The organism is Streptomyces sp. NPDC006476 (assembly GCF_040612015.1).
GTDB lineage: Bacteria > Actinomycetota > Actinomycetes > Streptomycetales > Streptomycetaceae > Streptomyces > Streptomyces griseorubiginosus_B.
The window spans coordinates 141,683-158,188 of the sequence record NZ_JBEXPK010000008.1; the positions used below are offsets into that span (position 1 = coordinate 141,683).

The window sequence follows — 16,506 nt, forward strand, 5'->3', positions numbered from 1 at the left end:
CCGCCCGAAGCGGCGGGGCCCCACCCCTTCAAGGGAGCCGCACAATGGAACTGAACAGACGCACGGTCATCGCAGGAGCCGCGGCGGCGGGACTCGCCGCCACCACCCTCGGAGCGGGTACGGCCGAGGCAGCCCCGGGAGGCAGGAAGAAGCCGGTGAAGGAGCTCTTCGGCAAGCTCGCCGACGGCACGAAGGTCTACCGCTGGTCGCTGGAGAACGGCGGGACGCGGCTGCGGGTCCTCAACTGGGGCGGTGTGGTCCAGGGGCTGGAGATCCCGGACCGGCACGGCCACCACGCCAACGTCTCCCTCGGCTTCGACAACATCGAGGACTACGTCGCGAAGACGCCGTACTTCGGTGCTCTGATCGGCCGGTACGGCAACCGCATCGACAAGGGCAAGTTCACCCTGGACGGCAAGAGCTACCAGCTGTCCGTGAACGACGGCGTCAACCACCTGCACGGCGGCACCCAGGGCTTCGACAAGCACATCTGGGACGTCGAGCCGTTCACCAAGGGCTCCGACGTCGGCCTCCACCTGCACTACACCAGCATCGACGGCGAGATGGGCTACCCGGGCACGCTCCGGGCGAAGGTGACGTACACGCTCACCAAGCACGGCGACTGGCGGATCGACTACGAGGCCACCACCGACAAGGCCACCGTCGTCAACCTGACCAGCCACGTCTACTGGAACCTGGCCGGCGAGGGCAGCGGCACGATCGAGAACCACGAGCTCACGATCGCGGCTTCCCGCTACACGCCCACCGACTCGGGCCTGATCCCGACCGGCGAGCTGGCGAAGGTGGCCGGCACCCCGTTCGACTTCCGCAAGACCAAGACGATCGGCCGCGACATCCGCGCCGGCCACGTCCAGCAGGTGCAGGCCAAGGGCTTCGACCACAACTGGGTCCTGGACAAGGGGATCACGTCCAGGCCCGAGCACGTGGCGACGCTGAGCGACCCGCGCTCCGGCCGCACCCTGAGGATCGCCACCGACCAGCCGGGCCTGCAGTTCTACTCCGGCAACTTCCTCGACGGCACCCTCACCGGCACCGGCGGCCGCACCTACCGCCAGGGCGACGCCCTGTGCCTGGAGACGCAGCACTTCCCGGACTCGCCGAACCACCCGAACTTCCCGTCGACGGTGCTGCGCCCGGGACAGACATACCGGACGTCGACGGTCCACACGTTCGGCGTGTGACGGCGGGCACCGGACCGGGGACGTAGAACAGGAGCGTCCGGTTCCCGAAGTCACACTAGTTTCACATCCGTTGAACGGCGCCACTGGCGACTCCGTATCCATGGGTGGCCCGCGCTCCCCCGCGCGGGCCACCCAAACACGACGGGCCCGGTCGTCCCCACCGGGCCCGCCTCATACGGAGGTTCCATGGCCGACAACGTCACCTCGCTGTTCCGCAGCAACGCGGCACACAGCCCGTCGATGGCGGCGCTGACGCGTGAGGGCGGCGACGGGACCGGCCCGGTGGACTTCTGCATTCCGTGCAATCCGTACTTCCCCACCCCGGCGATGTTCGAGGAGATGGCGGCACGGCTGCGCGAGATCATCACCTATTACCCGAGCAGCGCCGACACGATCACGTCCGAACTGTGCGAGCTGCTGCAACTTCCGCCGCAGTGCGTGGCGATGGGCAACGGATCGACCGAGCTGATCACCTGGCTCGACCATCTGCTGGTCCGTGAGTCCCTCGCCATCCCCGTCCCCACCTTCGGCCGCTGGACCGACCAGCCCATGGAGACCGGTAAGCGGGTCGACATGTTCCCGCTGCAGGAGTCCAACGGCTTCGCCCTGGACCTCGCCCAGTACGCCGAGTTCATCCGCAAGCGCGGCACCCGGGTCGCGGTGATCTGCAACCCGAACAACCCCGACGGCGGCTTTCTGCAGAAGCAGCGGCTAGTGCAGTTCATGGACGCCATGACCGACCTCGACCTGATCGTCGTCGACGAGTCGTTCCTGGAGTTCGCGGACGCGGAGGCCGAGCCGTCGGTCGTCCAGGAGGCCATGCTCAGGCCCAATGTGATCGTCCTGCGCAGCCTCGGCAAGAACTTCGGTCTGCACGGCATACGCTTCGGCTACCTCGTCGCCAACCCCGCGCTTGCCGGGCGGGTCCGCTCCATGCTGCCGAAGTGGAACCTCAACGCCTTCGCCGAGCACCTGGTGTCCATGCTCAAGGAGCACGGCGCGGAGTACGCGCAGAGCCTCCAGCAGATCCGCCGGGACCGTCTGGACATGGCCGGCCAGCTGTCCTCGCTCCCCGGCCTGACCGTCTACCCCTCCCAGGGCAACTTCCTCTTCGTGCGCCTGCCCGTCGGCGCCGAGGGGACCGTGGTCCGGGACCGGATGCTCACCGAGCACCGGATCCTGGTCCGTGAATGCGGCAACAAGATCGGTTCGTCCAGCCGCTTCCTGAGACTCGTGGTGCGCCCCCAGGTGGACGTGCGTCGCCTGGTGTCCGGCCTGGAACAGGTGCTCTACGGGACCAGGAGGGGAGCTGCCGTACCCGAGCTGAGCGCAGGGACCAGCTACAGCTCGGGTACGGCGGCCGTGGACCGCCTGGTCAGCGCGACCAACGGGGCAGGCATGCAGGGACTCGCGGCGATGGCCTCCGGCGGTTCCGGGGGCGGGGGTTCGCTCGGCGGGGGTTCGGTCGGCGGGGCCGGTATGCCGATGCCGGCGGTCGCAGCGGCGGCGCCCGTGCAGGGCGGGAGTGTCGGGGGCGGGATGCCAATGCCGGCGGCGGCGCAGATGCCGGCCGCCGCTCAGATGCCGGCGGTCGCCCAGATGCCTTCCCCCGCTCAGATGCCGGCGGTTGCCCAGATGCCGGCTCCGCAGCCCGCGCCGGTGGCGCCGATGCCGACACCGGTTCCCGCGCAGGCGCCGGCTCCCATGCCCGCTCCGGCGCCCGTGCCCGCTCCCCTGCCGACGCCGGCTCCGGTAGCGGCACCCGCGCCGATGGCCCCGGCCGCCGCGATGCCCACCGGTCCGACGCCGCCGGGGGTTCCCGCCCGCGGAGGCCTCACGGCGGCGCAGGTACGGGGCATGACCGCGCCGCCCGGACTCACGCCGGCACCGGCCACCGGGTGGCCGAACGCGCAAAGCTGGCCCAACGCGGCGGGTGCCTAGCCGTGGCCTAGCGGATGGGGCTCGTCCTCACCGCATGGAGCAGCGACGCGCCCAAGGGCAACTCGTGACATCCCGTGAGGTCGAAGCCCGTCTCCTGAAGCAACCGGCGGTAGTGGGACTCGGTGCGCTCCCTGCCGCCCACGGTGCACAGCATGTGGACGTCCCAGGCCACCGCCGGTGACGGGACGCACTCACGGGGCGGCAACAGGCGCTCCACGACGAGCAGTCGGCTGCCGGGGCGCATCGCCTCCGCGCACCGCCGCAGGATCGTGGCGCACCTGTCGTCGTCCCAGTCGTGCAGAACCCGGGACAGGAGGTAGACGTCACCGCCGTCCGGGACGGCCTCGGTGAAGTCCCCGGCGACGAAGACGCACCGGCCGTCCAGGCCCGCCCCGGACAGCGCCGACCCGGCCCGCCTCCAGGGCCTCCGGCCGTTCCAGCAGGACGCCCTCCAGGTGGTCGTGGGCCCGCAGCACCCGGGCGAGCAGCGCGCCGTTCCCGCCGCCGACGTCGACCACGCGCCGCACCCCGGGGAGGTCCACGAGCGAGGGCACCGGCGTGAACATCTCGGCGCTCGCGGCCATCGCCCGGTGGAAGAGCGCGCTCAGTTCGGGGCGAGGCAGGTCCCATGCGCCCGGCCCCGGGCCTGCACCCCGGCCCCAGGCCGTTCTCCGCCAGCACGCGCACGGAGTGGGCGGCCAGGAACCCGGCCCTGGCCCGCCCCTCCACCGCCTCGCGCCCCCGGCGCTCCAGGATCACGCAGTCGATGCCCCGGTCCAGCAACAGATTCCCCAGGACCAGCCCCGCCGGGCCGGCGCCGACGATCACCACATCGCCCCCCATACGGATGGATCATGATCGGTGACGGCAGTACGCGACGGACCAACCGCTGCTCCAGCCCTGCAAGTTGATGCCCTAAAACGCATAGGCTTCGCGCCATGACCGAATCCGACAGACCCGTTGGCCCTGCTGGCCCCAAAGCACCTCGCACACTGGCCCGTTCGGCGCAGGGAGCGATAGTCGTGGCGGCCGGCGTCGAGGTGGTCCGGGCCCTGACGCTCAGAGCGCACCGCCTGCACCCGGCCGACACCACGTCGGGCAGGGCGGCCCTAGTCTCGATGGTGTCCGCCTACGCCATGACGGTGGCCGCGGTCCTGTTCCTCGTGTGGCTCCACCGCTGCCGCCACAACGCCCGTGTCATCACCCCCGGCGCGGATCTCGGCTCCGACGTGTGGGCCGTGGTCGCGTGGCTCATCCCCTTGGTCAACGCCTGGTTCCCGCGAGGACTGCTTCTCGCGACGCTGCGGGCCAGCGGAGGGGAGACCGCCGGACAGGAGCGTGCCGGCGTCCTCGTGAACGCCTGGTGGGTGGCGTGGGCGGGGCATCTCGTGATCGCCGCGATCGGTCTCTCCGGAACATCACTTGCCGTCCTCGTGACCTCGCAGGCGCTCAACCTCACCGCCGCCGCACTGGTCATCGTCGTCATCCACCGCGTCACGGCCATGCAGACGCACGCCCTCACCACCCCGCGCGTCGACGTCACGCCGGCGGTCTGATCCGCCCAGAGGGCAGGTCGACCTCGGCCCGCACGGTCTTCCCCAAGGGCTCGCGGTCCAGTACCTCCCAGCGGTCAGCGAGCGCGTCGACGAGGACGAGGCCACGGCCGTGCTCGTCGAGGGGGTCGGACGGCCGCACATCACCGGGCTTCGGGGGCCGGGGCTCGCTGCGGGTGTCGCTGACCTCGATACGGACGCTGCCCGTGGGAAGGGACAGCCGCAACTCGAAGTCCCGCCCCGGGACGCGGCCGTGGGTCACCGCGTTGGCGGCCAACTCGGCGACGATCACCGCGACGGCCTCGGAGACGTCACTGCCGTGCGGGACGCCCCAGGCGTGCAGCTGATTCAGGGCGAGGTGCCGGGCGAGTCGGGCGCCGCGCGGGGTGGAGCTGAGGCGCTGCCTGAACATACGTACGGTAATCGGCGATTGGGGAGTGATCGGTGGGGTCATGGGCCCAATCTGGCGCCCCCACAAGGCCCTTCACCAGGGCATGCGCGCGTACGCTGCCGTAGCGTACGCGGCTACGGACTGGACAGTACATGTGACGGGCCGTGACCATGGGCACGGGAGGTGACCGACCGTGGTCGATGGTGGCGGTGAGCCGGAGTCGTCGGACAGCATGCGGACCTTCGGGGCCGTGCATCAGGCATTGCGGGAGCACGCGGGGATCAGCAGGGAGGAGTACGCCGACCTGGTCCGCTTCTCCAAGCACACGGTGGCGTCGGTGGAGTTGGGCCGCCGCATGCCGGACCAGGCGTTCGTGGAACGGGCGGAGCAACTGCTGGGCAACACGGGCGCGTTGCGAAAGGCGCTGCCGACGCTGGCTCGGCAGCCGGGGTTGGCGGCTTGGTTTCGGCGGTGGGCAAGGTTGGAGCAGGTCGCCATCAGCCTGTACACCTACGAATGCCGGATGATCCCGGGGTTGTTGCAGACCGAGGCGTACGGACGGGCCTTGTTCGACGGGCAGTTGCCGCCACTGGACGACGCGCAGATCGAGGAGCGGTGGTCGGCTCGGGCCGAGCGGCAGAGGTTGCTGCGGGAACGACCCAACACCGCGTTCAGCTTCATCCTGGAAGAGCACCTCTTCCTGCGGTGCACGGGCGGGACCGATGTCACGCGCGAACTCATCGATCATGTGCTGGAGATCGGGGAGTTGCGCAACGTCGAGATCCAGATCATGCCGCTGGCGCACTGGACGCACGCGGGGCTGGCCGGTCCCATGCAACTGCTGGAGACTCCTGAGAACCGGTGGTTCGCCTACAACGAAGGCCAGCGCGGGGGGCTGTTCATCAGTGACCCGAAAGAGATCAGCGTGCTCCATAGGCGGTATGCCAGGATGCGTTCGCAGGCTCTTACCCTCGAAGACTCCGTGAGCCTGTTGGAGCGGATGCGAGGAGACCTATGAGCACCGGCGAACTGGCCTGGTTCAAGTCGACGTACAGCAGCAGCGGGGACGGCGACTGCGTAGAGGTCGCCATAACCCCCGCCACCATCCACATCCGCGACTCCAAGAACCGCCGGGCCCCGCACCTCACCCTGTCCCCCCGGACGTGGGTGGACTTCGTGGCGCACGCGCGTGGGGAGTCCCGCGAGTCGTCTCGGGGGCGTTGAGTACCGTTCTGCCGTGTCCATGCCTCCGCCGCCGCAATCGCCGTACCAGACGCCTGTCTCCCCCTGGGGCAGTACGCCCCCTGCCCCGCCGGCGAAGAGCCGGGCCCCCCACGTGGCCGCGATCATCGGCGGGGTTGTCGTCCTGGTCGTTGTGCTTTTGGTGACGCTGGCGCTGATAGGGAAGGAGCTCGAGAGCAGTTATCCCCGAGCACAGTTCTCCCTGACCGTGCCGCGAACCCTGCTCGACGGCCGCTTCGTGCTGGAAAAGGACGACTCCCTGACCGAGGGCCCGGCGCTGCAAAGGATCTGGAGGCACAGCTGGGATGCCGAGGACGTCCACGGTGTCGCCGCCGTCTACCGGCCCGCAAGCGTCGAACGGGGTGATCTCGCGGTGACCGGCATGTACGGCCGGTTCAAGAACGCCGATGAGGTGCGCTCCCGCGTGCTGGCAGACAACGCCTCCAAGAACAGCCGGGTCAAGGTGCTCACGCCTCCGGAAGATGACACCCCCTCTGGCTCCCGCATCACTATCAGCTGCGAGGTGCTGACCCGGACCTGGACCGACGGATCGACACTCACCTACCCCGTCTGCGTCTGGGCGGACGGCAACACCTGGGCCCGGGTGGCAGACATGACTCTCATTGCCTCAAGGAACCTCGACCTGAAGGCCACCGCGCGGAGTACCCTCCAGATCCGCTCGGAGATGATGAAGCCGATCACCTGACCCTCCGGCCGCGCAGGTCCAGCCGCCGTTCATTGAGCGAGGCCACCGCCTGTCCCACCTCTCCATGTCCAGGCTCACCATCAGGGATCCCACACCGCCGGTCGCGCCACAGCCGGCCTCGGACGGCGACGGCGTGTCCGACGGCGGCACCGATCCGGCCTCGCTGGGCGCCCTCTCCAACAGGACGGCGTACGCGACCGGTTGGACGACCACGGCCCGTCCCCTGGTCACCGCGTCGGGCGACTCCGACGGCGACGGTGTGCCGGACCTGTGGGCGACGACCGCCAACTCCTCGGCGGGACTGGAGTTCGTGCCCGGCCGCAGAAGCGGGTTCGTCGGTCCGGTCGCGGTGGTGGGCACGACCGGGTGGCAGGCGATCAGAGCGCTGTCGTGACCGGACGGGGGCGGCCCGCCGTCGTACGGGCCGCCCCCTCACGGGTCAGGACGTCGGGCACGTCTTCCACGCCATGTGGTAGATCGTGCTGATGTCCCCGTCGGTCGAGTCCATCGTCATGAAGCTGACCTTGCCCGGGTTCGCCGTCCCCGCGTTCACTCTCAGCTCGGTGTTGATGTTGAAGTTGCGCTGAACTCCGCAGGGTGCCCAGACCAGTTGGGCCCAGTCGGTGGAGTCGGTGGCCTGCCAGTCGTCGTTGTACGAGCCGCTGAAGGGATGGGTCTTGGGCACCGTGTTGGAGGAGCCCTGGAAGTAGTACGAGGCCTTCTGCGTCGCGGACGCGCCCGGCTGGAGCGAGAGGAAGCCCCGGTAGTCGGCGCTGGCGATCGCGTAGGTGAAGCCCTGCGGTACGTGGACGATCAGGTTGAGCTGGCAGTTCTTGCGGAAGGCCGTGGGGTCGGAGTTGCCGCCGGCCTGGGCGAGGTACTGGCTGTAGGTCACCGTGAAGGCGGTGTTGTCCGGGGAGACGGCGACAGCGGCCGTGCCCTGGGGGCAGCCGGAGCCGTTCACGGTCGCCACGTCGATGACGATCTCGTCCGGGGGCGGGTTGTCGAACACGGGGGACGAGTTGTGCGCGGGCAGTGCGGTGGTGAGGAGAGCGGCTACGGCGCCGCTCAGCAGGAGTCCGCCAGGCATGGTCTCTCCGGTTCTGTGAGTGGGGGGTGGCACGCCCCCGCACCTTTGAAGGAACCATGAGCTTTCTGTGAAGGCCGGAGGCGATCCGCATCGTAGGGACGCGAACATGACATGGACAGGACGAACTCCGGCCATTCACAGCAGGGGATTTCACAGCCTCCGGACAGCCGCCGGGTCGGCAGGACCCTACGGGTTCTCCCAGGCCGCCGGCTCCGCCGCCAGCGCGCGCACCGGTTCCGGCAGGGCGTCCGCCGCGATGTCGGCGATGGTGACGCCCTCCAGGATGCGGCGGACATTGGCGCGCAGGGCGATCCACAGCGGGAGCAGGGGCTGGGCCGAACCGGTGTACTCCAGGCCCGTGGGCCGCTCCCCGCGCACGGAGACGATCGGCCCGTCCACCGCTCGGATCACGTCCGCGACCGTGATCTTCCCGGCCTCCCGCGCCAGCCGGTAACCGCCGCCGCCCCCGCGCCGGCTGTCGACGATGCCGGCGCGCCGCAGATCGCCGAGGATCCCCTCCAGGAACTTGTGCGGGATGTCCTGCGTGGCGGCGATGGCCTCCGCCTTCACCGAACCGCCGTCCTGCCGCACGGCCAGCTCAAGAACCGCCCGTACCGCGTAATCCGCCCGCGCCGAGATCCTCATAGGACCATTCTGCCGGTCCGCCCGTACACAATGATCCCGCACGCGCCCGCCGACGTACGGCACGACGGGAGGCTCCGATGGGGCTCAGCAGACGTACCTTCACCGCGCTCGCCGGCACCACGGCGCTCGGCCTGACCCTCGGCGGCAGCGCCGCCGCGACCTGCGCCTACGCCGCACCGACCACACCCACGGGGCCCGCGCCCGCGCCGCCTGCGGCGGACGGCGAGGAACACACCGTCGGCTTCGACCACTACTCATTGATCGTCGACGGCCGCCGCCTGGTCGTCTGGTCCGGCGAGATGCACCCCTTCCGGCTGCCCAGCCCGTCCCTGTGGCGGGACGTCCTGCAGAAGATGCGCGCCCACGGCTACAACGCGGTCAGCGTCTACGTGTCGTGGAACTACCACTCCCCCGCCCCCGGCCGGTACGACTTCACCGGCGTCCGCGACCTCGACCTGTTCCTGCGCACGGCCGCCGAGACCGGCCTGTACGTCATCCTCCGCCCCGGCCCCTACATCAACGCCGAGATCGACGCCGGCGGCTTCCCCGGCTGGCTGACCGCCACGAAGGGCACGGCGCGCACGGCCGACCCCACCTATCTCTCCCACGTCGACGAATGGCTGACGCACGTCGACGCCATCGCCGCCCGGCACCTCTACACCGACGGCGGCGGCACGATCCTGCTCTACCAGATCGAGAACGAGTACGACGCCCACCCGCAGGACGCGACGGGCCGTGCCTACATGGCCCACCTCTACGAGAAGGTGCGCGCGGACGGCATCGACGTCCCGCTCTTCCACAACGACAAGGGCCGCAACGGATACTGGATCCCCGGCTCCTTCGACACCGGCGGCGAGCGGGGGCGTTGGCTGTACGGCTTCGACGGGTACCCGCCCGCCGACCAAGTACCGCCGGACTGGGGGCACTTCGGGACCGGCGGAGTGAAGGGCGGGGCGACGGCGAGTCCGCGGACGCCCGGGTTCATGCCGGAGTTCGGCGGCGGCTGGTTCGATCCGTGGGGCGGGGTCTGGTTCGACCGGAAGGGGTACGCGGAGTCGCGGCGGCAGCGGGACGCGGCGTACGAGCGGCGCTTCTACCTCACCAACCTCGCCAACGGCATCACCCTGCACAACGTCTACATGACCTTCGGCGGCACCTCCTGGGGCTGGCTGCCCGCGCCGGTCGTCTACACCTCCTACGACTACGGGGCCGCCTTCGACGAGGGCCGGCAACCCACCGCCAAGCTCGTCCCCATGCACCAGCTCGGCCATCTGCTGCACCACGTCCCCGACTTCGCCAAGCTGGACCGCGCGGCGAACGTCACGGCGGCCGGGCTGAAGGCGTACCACCTGGCCAACCCGGACACCGGCGCCGACGTGTACGTCCTGCGCAACGACGGTACGGAGCCGGTCACGTCGACCGTCCCCGGCACGGACGTCCCCGTCACCGTCCCCGCGCGGGACGCGCGGCTGCTCGCCGCCGGGATCCAGCTCGGTCAGCGGAAGATGCGGTACTCCAACGCCCAGCCCATGCTCACCCTCACCGCCGGCCGCCAGGAGATCGCCGTGCTCACCGGGCGGCCGGGCGAGACCACGGTTACCGCGCTGGACTGCCCGCTGCGGCCCACGGTGCGCGTGACGGCCGGGGACGCGACCCACACGTACGCCGACGGTCTGCTCCGGATCGAGGCCCGACTCGACGGGCTGACCCGGGTGTCGGTCTCCGGCGGCGGCACCTCCACCCCGCTCCTGCTGCTCCTCGCCGACGACGACACCTCGCTGCGGCTGTTCCCGTACGACACCCCGTCCGGCCCGGTGCTGGTGTACGGCCCCGCGCTGCTGCGGACGGCAGAGGTGAGCGGGAAGGCGGTACGGCTGACCGGGGACACCGTCCGGGCGGCCGAGCTGGAGGTGTGGGGGCCGCGCGGGATCGGTGAAGTGAGCTGGAACGGGGCGCAGTTGGAGGTGCGGTCGACGTCCTCCGGCAGCCTCCGGGGAACGCGGTCGCTGCCCGGTGCGGGGACGGTATCCCTGCCCGAGCTGACCGGATGGCGGCGCAGGACGGAGAATCCCGAGTCCGCCGCCGGCTTCGACGACTCCGCCTGGCAGGTCGCCCGGAAGACGTCCTCGTACAGCACGACACCCGTCCCGGAGGGACAGCCCGTCCTCTTCGCCGACGACTACGGCTTCCACTACGGCGACGTCTGGTACCGCGGGCACTTCACGGACGCCCGGGGCGCGCGGTCCGTGTCGCTCGCCTACGGCGCCGGCACCCAGGGGCTGCTGATGGCCTGGCTGGACGGGCGGGCGCTGGGCACGCACCGGATGCCGGTGCCGGACAACACCAGTGTCCGGCAAGGGAGTTGGACGGCCACTGCGGAGTTCGCCGTACCGGAGGGGCTGCGCACGGGCGGCTCGCATGTGCTGTCCGTCCTCGTCCGGCGGATGCAGCACGACCAGGACGGCAAGGCGCAGGACACGCACAAGGCGGCCCGCGGACTGACCTCGGTGACCTTCGAGGGGGCCGCCCCCGCGGTGAGTTGGCGGCTGCAGGGTGAGGGGCCGGTCGATCCGGTGCGCGGGCCGCAGAACAACGGCGGGCTGCACGGGGAGCGGCACGGGTGGCATCTGCCGGGGTTCGGCGACGGCGGCTGGGAGGCGGTGACCTTGCCGCGGGCCGATCGCCGGCAGGGGGTGACCTGGTACCGGACGGGTTTCAGGCTCGCGGTCGCCCCCGGGACGGACGCCTCGATCGGGCTGGTCCTGGACGACGACCCGGCCCGCGCCTACCGCGTCCAGATCTTCCTCAACGGCTGGAACATGGGCCAGTACATCAACGACGTGGGTCCGCAGCACACCTTCGTCCTGCCGAACGGGATTCTGCGCACACGTGGTTCCAACACCCTCGCGCTGGCCGTACTGTCCGACGGGACCACGCTGTCCGGCCCGTCCGAGGTACGGCTGACGCTGCTGGGAGCGGCGGCGGGCGGGGTGCCGGTGGCGCAGGTGTGACAGGAATGCCCGGCAGGGCATGACCCGAGAAGGGGGAACATCGTGCGAAGACGGCGTTTCATCAGCGGTTTAGTGGGAGCCGGGGCCGGACTCGGGCTGGCCCCGGCGAGTGCGCGCGCGGCGACCCGGGACAGCGGGGGCTCGACCGGCGCGGGCATGACGGGCGGTACGCGTTCGGCGACCGCCGGGGCGCCCCATGACTGGCAGGCCGTGCCGGCCCCGGACTGCACGCCCGCCGCCCAGCTCCTCGGCGTTGCGGCCGCCGGCCCCGACCTCGCCTGGGCGGTCGGCGAGGAGGGCCGCAACGGCAGCATCCTGGGCAGGCCCCTCGCCCTCGTCTGGGACGGCACGAGCTGGACCAGGCTCGACCTCGCCCACCTGGGCTTCGGTGGCGCGCTGCGCTCCGTGGCCGGCACGACGTGCCAGGCCTGGGCCGTGGGCTCCGGCGCGCATCTCCTGCGCTGGGACGGCAACACCTGGCGGGAGGCCGACTTCCCGGGCCGCTCGTCGTCCGGCACCACGCTCACCGGTGTCGCGGTCGACGCCGACGGCGGCGTGTGGGTCTGCGGCCGCGGCAGCGGCGGCTCGGTACTGCTGCACGGCGTCGACGGCACGTGGTCCTGGATCGCGCCCCCGCCGAGCGCGACCACCGCCACCCCGTCGGGTGTCCGCGTCACCGCCTCCGGCGAGGTCTGGGTCTACGACAGCGCCCTCGTCGCCCGCTGGGACGGCACGGCCTGGACCGAGCTGACCGCGCCCGGCGGCCTGCGCCCCGCCGTCACCGGCCTGCTCCCGGTCGCCGCCGACGACATCTGGCTCACCGGCTACGACTACGGGGTCGGCGGCCCGCCCGGCAAGCCCCCGGGCGTCACCCTCAAGCACTGGGACGGCGCCGCCTGGACGGCCGTCACCGCCCCGTTCACCGTCGGCATGCTCACCGGGATCGTCGACGACGGACAGGGCGGCCCGGACCGTATCGCCGGCTGGGACTTCTGGGACCAGACACGGGCGCACTACCTCCGCTGGGACGGCGGGAGTTGGGTGAGCGAGCGCGGCCCGACCGCCACGACGCCCGTACTGCCCGAGGCCCTCACGTCCGTGCCCGGCACGGGCGGCTACTGGTCCGTCGGGACGACGTCCTCGTCCCCGTACCCGCCCGCGCAGGTGCACATCGAGCGGTAGGGCCGGTCAGGCCAGCCGGATCACGTTCCACGACAGCGGTTCCAGTACGGCGTCGAGGGTGCCGCCCTCCAGCGTGGTGCCCTCGACGCCGTGCGGGAGGACCCGCTCGGGCTCGGCGAGCGTGTTGCGCGCGTCCGGGTCGGCGTCGGACAGGACGCTGTGCTCGACCACGGACGTCAGGTCCAGGCCGTTGAGGGCGACTTCGAGCGGCAGTGCCTCGGTCCGGCTGCGGTTGACGGCGAAGACGGTGACGGTGCCGTCCTCGGCGCGCACGGCGGTGGCGTGCAGCAGGTCGGCCTCGCCGTACTTCTTCGTCTCGTACGTCGGTGAGTCCACCCGTACGTCGAGGACCTGGCCCCGGCCGTACCGGGAGGCCTGGGCGAAGGGGAAGAAGGTCGTCTGCCGCCAGGCGGGGCCGCCGGGCTCGGTCATGATCGGGGCGATGACGTTGACGAGCTGGGCGAGGCAGGCGACGGTGACGCGGTCCGCGTGCCGCAGCAGCGCGATGAGGAGCGAGCCGAAGACGACGGCGTCCAGGACGCTGTAGTTGTCCTCCAGCAGACGGGGGGCCTCGGGCCAGTCGTGCTGCTCGAACGTCTTGGCGTGCTCCTCCCACTCGGGCAGGTACCAGACGTTCCACTCGTCGAAGGAGAGGTTGATCTTCTTCTTCGACTTCAGCCGGGCGCCCACGTGGTCGGCGGTGACGACCACGTTGTCGATGAAGGACTCCATGTCCACGGCGGAGGCGAGGAAGGAGTCGACGTCACCGTCCTCGGGCCAGTAGTAGGCGTGCAGGGAGACGTAGTCGACGAGGTCGTACGTCTCCTTCAGGACCGTCGCCTCCCACTCGGCGAAGGTCGGCATGGACTGGCTGGAGGAGCCGCAGGCGACGAGTTCGACCTTCGGGTCGATCTGGCGCATCGCGCGGGCCGTCTCGGCGGCGATCCGGCCGTACTCCTCGGCGGTCTTGTGGCCGGTCTGCCAGGGGCCGTCCATCTCGTTGCCCAGACACCACAGCCGGATGCCGAAGGGGTCCTTGTCGCCGTGGGAGACACGGAGGTCCGACAGGGCCGTGCCCTCGGGGTGGTTGGCGTACTCCTGGAGTTCGAGCGCCTCGGCGACTCCCCGCGTGCCGAGGTTGACCGCCATCATGGGTTCGGCCTGGGGGCCGACCTTGCGCAGGAAGTCGATGTACTCGGAGAGGCCAAAACGGTTGGTCTCGGTGGAGTGCCAGGCGAGGTCGAGGCGGCGGGGGCGGTCCGCCGCGGGGCCGACGGAGTCCTCCCACTTGTAGCCCGAGACGAAGTTGCCGCCGGGATAGCGGATGGCGGTGACCCCGAGCTCACGGACCAGCGCGAGGACGTCCTGGCGCAGCCCCTTGTCGTCGGCGGTGGGGTGGTCCGGTTCGAAGACGCCGGTGTAGACGCAGCGGCCGAGGTGTTCGACGAACGAGCCGAAGAGCCGGGGATCGACCTCGCCGACGGTGAAGGCCGGGTCGAGGGTGAAGCGGGCGATGCTCTTGCTCATGGGAGCCTTTCCAAGCGAGGGCGATGCGTTCGACATACCGGCTTTCGGTCGTAACCCCGAACGAGACGGTAGATAGGAAGCGCTTCCTGGTCAATGCTTCGCACAGGGCTTTCCAGCCACGGGAGTCGTTCCGGGTTGAACGACGGCGTGGTGTCGGGCAGCCTGCTGTGCGGCGGCGAGAGGGGGAGCCATGGACATCGCGGGCGCGCGGAGGAAGGCGGCCCGGCTCGCCACCGGGCTGCGACGCTCGCGGCGGGTCTCCGGGATGCGGGAGCTGACCGCGGAGCTCCGTGCGGCGGTGCGGGCCCGGCCGCGTCCGCCCGCCGACGCGGCGGAGCTGTGCCGGGCGCTGTGCGAGGCGATGAGCCTGCGGCGCGGAGGGCGGCCGCTGGAGCTGCGCTTCGAGCGGTTCCCCGACGAGCTCGAAGTCACCGGGCTGTGGGTGGAGTTCCAGGACTTCGACCTGGTGATCGTCGAGGAGCGGGCCGAGGCGGTGCAGCAACTGGTCGTACTGGGCCACGAGCTCTGGCATCTGCACGCCGGGCACAGCCATCACCACGTCGCCGGTACGGCCCTGGCGGGGCGGCGCGACTGGTCCGACACGGCGCTGTCGGTGGCGGCGCGCGACGGCTCCCGGGCGGCCGACGAGGCGGAGGCCGACGACTTCGGGCACCGGCTCGCGGCGGCGTTCCGGCCCTTCCTGTCCGGGCCGGTCGCCGACGCCCCGCTGGACCCCGTGCACCGGTCGCTGGGCTACCGGGGGCGCGGTAGGACGACGCGGTGAGCGCCGCCCTCCCCCAACTGGCCTTCTCCCCGGCGGGTTTCGTCAACGAGTTCTACCCGTCCTTCTGGTGGATCCCGGCGGGCGTCCTGACGGCCGCGCTGGCGATCAAGCTGCCGACGATCGTCCGGCTGTGGGGCGACCCGCTGCTCCGCGCGGTCGGCGGTGTACTGCTGCTGGCCTGCGCGGTGTTCGTGTTCGTGGCGCCGTCGACGATCGCCCGGGTCAACCGGGTCACGGGCGTGCCGAACATCTCGGCGCCATGGGTGTACTCGCTGCTGACCGCGTTCTGCGGTTCCTGTCTGCTGTTGATCATCGCCTGGCGCAACGGGCTGGCGGACCGCTCCGCGGCGACGGTACGGGCGGTGCGCTGGGTGATCGCGGGCACGTTCACGGTGATCGCCGCGCTGTGGGTGCTGTTCGCGCTCGCGGACGCGCCGGTGGAGCGGCTGCGGGACCTCGACACGTACTACGCCAACACGCCGTACATGCGCGAGATGATCCTGCTCTACCTCTCCGCGCAGGCGCTGGCCACCGTGATCACCTCGGCGCTGATCTGGAACTGGGTGCGCACGGACGGGCTGGACGCGTGGCTGCGCTGGGGGCTGCAGTTCCTCGGCGCCGGGTACGCGACCCAACTCTCCTTCTACGCCGTCAAGTTGCCCGCGGTGATCGCCCGCTTGAGCGGACATCGCCTGGACTGGCTGAGTACGGCCGTGGCACCGCCGCTCGCCTGTCTCTCCGCGCTCCTCATAGCGGTCGGCTTCATCCTCCCGCATGCGGGCCAGTACCTCCACGACCGCTGGCGCGTCCGCCTCGCCCACCACCGTCTGCGCCCGCTGTACCTGCTGATGCGCACGGTCAACGGCACCGGAGTCACCTTCCTCCTCCGTGCGACACCGGAGCTGCGGCTGATCCGCCGCGAGACGTTCATCCGCGACGTCCTGCTCCCGCTGGCCCGCCACATCGACGGGGACCGCCGGCAACGGATGTACGAGGCGGCACGCGCCCTGGGCCACGATCCGGACCGGGCGAGGGCGCTGGCCGCTGCCCTGGCCATCCAGGACGCGATCGCCGGCCGCGACCACCCGGCGCCCCCTTCCCACACCCCCGCCCCCGACCCGACGGACCTCCTCCGCGAGATCGGCCCCATCTCCCACGCCCTCCGACACCCGCAGGAACTGCTGGCGGTACGGGCGGGGGTGGGGGAGCGGGAGGCGGCGCGGAGGTGAGGG

At 71.0% G+C, this 16,506-nt stretch carries 17 protein-coding genes and 1 pseudogene; 11 read left to right on the plus strand and 7 right to left on the minus strand.

Features of this window, described 5'->3' with window-relative positions; all coding sequences use genetic code 11:
* The first annotated feature begins 44 nt into the window (after positions 1-44).
* Together ABZZ74_RS11535 and ABZZ74_RS11540 are read left to right on the plus strand one after the other, a co-directional pair.
* The gene (locus ABZZ74_RS11535; RefSeq protein WP_356763553.1) at positions 45-1,202 is read left to right on the plus strand and encodes an aldose epimerase family protein; all 1,158 of its coding nucleotides are present in this window, start codon (positions 45-47) and stop codon (positions 1,200-1,202) included.
* Positions 1,203-1,388: 186 nt separating this feature from the next.
* The gene (locus ABZZ74_RS11540) at positions 1,389-3,143 is read left to right on the plus strand and encodes a histidinol-phosphate transaminase (RefSeq protein WP_356763555.1); all 1,755 of its coding nucleotides are present in this window, start codon (positions 1,389-1,391) and stop codon (positions 3,141-3,143) included.
* Positions 3,144-3,150: 7 nt separating this feature from the next.
* Here ABZZ74_RS11540 and ABZZ74_RS11545 read toward each other — a convergent pair whose 3' ends face one another.
* The 3 genes and pseudogenes from ABZZ74_RS11545 to ABZZ74_RS11555 form a co-directional block, all read right to left on the minus strand.
* Positions 3,151-3,543: a methyltransferase gene (locus ABZZ74_RS11545; protein WP_356763742.1), complete on the minus strand. Its 393-nt coding sequence runs from the start codon at positions 3,541-3,543 to the stop codon at positions 3,151-3,153.
* Positions 3,467-3,727: a methyltransferase gene (locus ABZZ74_RS11550; protein WP_356763557.1), complete on the minus strand. Its 261-nt coding sequence runs from the start codon at positions 3,725-3,727 to the stop codon at positions 3,467-3,469. The genes ABZZ74_RS11545 and ABZZ74_RS11550 overlap by 77 nt, the downstream gene beginning before the upstream one ends.
* Before the next feature lie 76 nt (positions 3,728-3,803).
* A pseudogene (locus tag ABZZ74_RS11555) lies at positions 3,804-3,986 on the minus strand (FAD-dependent monooxygenase); the annotation flags it as partial.
* Between the two features lie 179 nt (positions 3,987-4,165).
* Between ABZZ74_RS11555 and ABZZ74_RS11560 the strand changes: the two are divergent.
* Positions 4,166-4,699, plus strand: coding sequence for a DUF4328 domain-containing protein (locus tag ABZZ74_RS11560; RefSeq protein ID WP_356763559.1), 534 nt, complete (start codon positions 4,166-4,168; stop codon positions 4,697-4,699).
* Here ABZZ74_RS11560 and ABZZ74_RS11565 read toward each other — a convergent pair.
* Entirely contained in the window at positions 4,683-5,108 is a 426-nt protein-coding gene (locus ABZZ74_RS11565; protein WP_356763561.1) for an ATP-binding protein, read from the minus strand. The genes ABZZ74_RS11560 and ABZZ74_RS11565 overlap by 17 nt on opposite strands.
* 211 nt (positions 5,109-5,319) lie before the next feature.
* Here ABZZ74_RS11565 and ABZZ74_RS11570 point away from each other — a divergent pair, with 211 nt between their 5' ends.
* The 4 genes from ABZZ74_RS11570 to ABZZ74_RS11585 all read left to right on the plus strand — a co-directional run bounded on the left by ABZZ74_RS11570 (position 5,320) and on the right by ABZZ74_RS11585 (position 7,429).
* On the plus strand, positions 5,320-6,105 hold the full coding sequence (locus ABZZ74_RS11570; protein WP_356763744.1) for a helix-turn-helix transcriptional regulator: 786 nt from the start codon (positions 5,320-5,322) through the stop codon (positions 6,103-6,105).
* Entirely contained in the window at positions 6,102-6,311 is a 210-nt protein-coding gene (locus ABZZ74_RS11575) for a DUF397 domain-containing protein (RefSeq protein ID WP_356763563.1), read from the plus strand. Before ABZZ74_RS11570 ends, ABZZ74_RS11575 begins: the two co-directional genes overlap by 4 nt.
* A 112-nt stretch (positions 6,312-6,423) precedes the next feature.
* Positions 6,424-7,035, plus strand: a complete 612-nt coding sequence (locus ABZZ74_RS11580; RefSeq protein WP_356763565.1) for a hypothetical protein — start codon at positions 6,424-6,426, stop codon at positions 7,033-7,035.
* 64 nt (positions 7,036-7,099) lie between these two features.
* The gene (locus tag ABZZ74_RS11585) at positions 7,100-7,429 is read left to right on the plus strand and encodes a hypothetical protein (RefSeq protein WP_356763567.1); all 330 of its coding nucleotides are present in this window, start codon (positions 7,100-7,102) and stop codon (positions 7,427-7,429) included.
* Positions 7,430-7,474: 45 nt separating this feature from the next.
* Here ABZZ74_RS11585 and ABZZ74_RS11590 read toward each other — a convergent pair whose 3' ends face one another.
* Positions 7,475-8,125 carry a DUF4360 domain-containing protein gene (locus ABZZ74_RS11590; RefSeq protein ID WP_356763569.1) on the minus strand — a complete coding sequence of 217 codons (651 nt, stop codon included), beginning with the start codon at positions 8,123-8,125 and terminating at the stop codon, positions 7,475-7,477.
* A gap of 186 nt (positions 8,126-8,311) precedes the next feature.
* Positions 8,312-8,770, minus strand: a complete 459-nt coding sequence (locus ABZZ74_RS11595) for an Rrf2 family transcriptional regulator (protein ID WP_356763571.1) — start codon at positions 8,768-8,770, stop codon at positions 8,312-8,314.
* A gap of 77 nt (positions 8,771-8,847) precedes the next feature.
* Between ABZZ74_RS11595 and ABZZ74_RS11600 the strand changes: the two genes are divergently transcribed.
* Complete coding sequence (locus ABZZ74_RS11600) at positions 8,848-11,781, plus strand: beta-galactosidase (RefSeq protein ID WP_356763573.1); 2,934 nt, start codon at positions 8,848-8,850, stop codon at positions 11,779-11,781.
* A gap of 42 nt (positions 11,782-11,823) precedes the next feature.
* Positions 11,824-12,963 (plus strand): hypothetical protein, encoded by a 1,140-nt coding sequence (locus ABZZ74_RS11605; protein ID WP_356763575.1) that lies wholly within the window; start codon positions 11,824-11,826, stop codon positions 12,961-12,963.
* A gap of 6 nt (positions 12,964-12,969) precedes the next feature.
* Here ABZZ74_RS11605 and ABZZ74_RS11610 read toward each other — a convergent pair whose 3' ends face one another.
* Positions 12,970-14,490 (minus strand): alpha-N-arabinofuranosidase, encoded by a 1,521-nt coding sequence (locus ABZZ74_RS11610; protein WP_356763577.1) that lies wholly within the window; start codon positions 14,488-14,490, stop codon positions 12,970-12,972.
* Between the two features lie 190 nt (positions 14,491-14,680).
* Here ABZZ74_RS11610 and ABZZ74_RS11615 point away from each other — a divergent pair, with 190 nt between their 5' ends.
* Positions 14,681-15,274 (plus strand): toxin-antitoxin system, toxin component family protein, encoded by a 594-nt coding sequence (locus ABZZ74_RS11615; RefSeq protein WP_356763579.1) that lies wholly within the window; start codon positions 14,681-14,683, stop codon positions 15,272-15,274.
* Positions 15,271-16,503, plus strand: a complete 1,233-nt coding sequence (locus ABZZ74_RS11620; RefSeq protein ID WP_356763581.1) for a DUF6545 domain-containing protein — start codon at positions 15,271-15,273, stop codon at positions 16,501-16,503. Before ABZZ74_RS11615 ends, ABZZ74_RS11620 begins: the two co-directional genes overlap by 4 nt.
* Positions 16,504-16,506 lie beyond the last annotated feature (3 nt).

Bases quoted from the DNA above. Each gene is read 5' to 3' on its own strand.
- ABZZ74_RS11565 (WP_356763561.1), bottom strand. From the start codon at position 5,108: ATGTTCAGGCAGCGCCTCAGCTCCACCCCGCGCGGCGCCCGACTCGCC.
- ABZZ74_RS11575 (WP_356763563.1), top strand. From the start codon at position 6,102: ATGAGCACCGGCGAACTGGCCTGGTTCAAGTCGACGTACAGCAGCAGC.
- ABZZ74_RS11585 (WP_356763567.1), top strand. From the start codon at position 7,100: ATGTCCAGGCTCACCATCAGGGATCCCACACCGCCGGTCGCGCCACAG.
- ABZZ74_RS11570 (WP_356763744.1), top strand. From the start codon at position 5,320: ATGCGGACCTTCGGGGCCGTGCATCAGGCATTGCGGGAGCACGCGGGG.
- ABZZ74_RS11610 (WP_356763577.1), bottom strand. From the start codon at position 14,490: ATGAGCAAGAGCATCGCCCGCTTCACCCTCGACCCGGCCTTCACCGTC.
- ABZZ74_RS11595 (WP_356763571.1), bottom strand. From the start codon at position 8,770: ATGAGGATCTCGGCGCGGGCGGATTACGCGGTACGGGCGGTTCTTGAG.
- ABZZ74_RS11535 (WP_356763553.1), top strand. From the start codon at position 45: ATGGAACTGAACAGACGCACGGTCATCGCAGGAGCCGCGGCGGCGGGA.
- ABZZ74_RS11540 (WP_356763555.1), top strand. From the start codon at position 1,389: ATGGCCGACAACGTCACCTCGCTGTTCCGCAGCAACGCGGCACACAGC.
- ABZZ74_RS11550 (WP_356763557.1), bottom strand. From the start codon at position 3,727: ATGGCCGCGAGCGCCGAGATGTTCACGCCGGTGCCCTCGCTCGTGGAC.
- ABZZ74_RS11590 (WP_356763569.1), bottom strand. From the start codon at position 8,125: ATGCCTGGCGGACTCCTGCTGAGCGGCGCCGTAGCCGCTCTCCTCACC.
- ABZZ74_RS11600 (WP_356763573.1), top strand. From the start codon at position 8,848: ATGGGGCTCAGCAGACGTACCTTCACCGCGCTCGCCGGCACCACGGCG.
- ABZZ74_RS11615 (WP_356763579.1), top strand. From the start codon at position 14,681: ATGGACATCGCGGGCGCGCGGAGGAAGGCGGCCCGGCTCGCCACCGGG.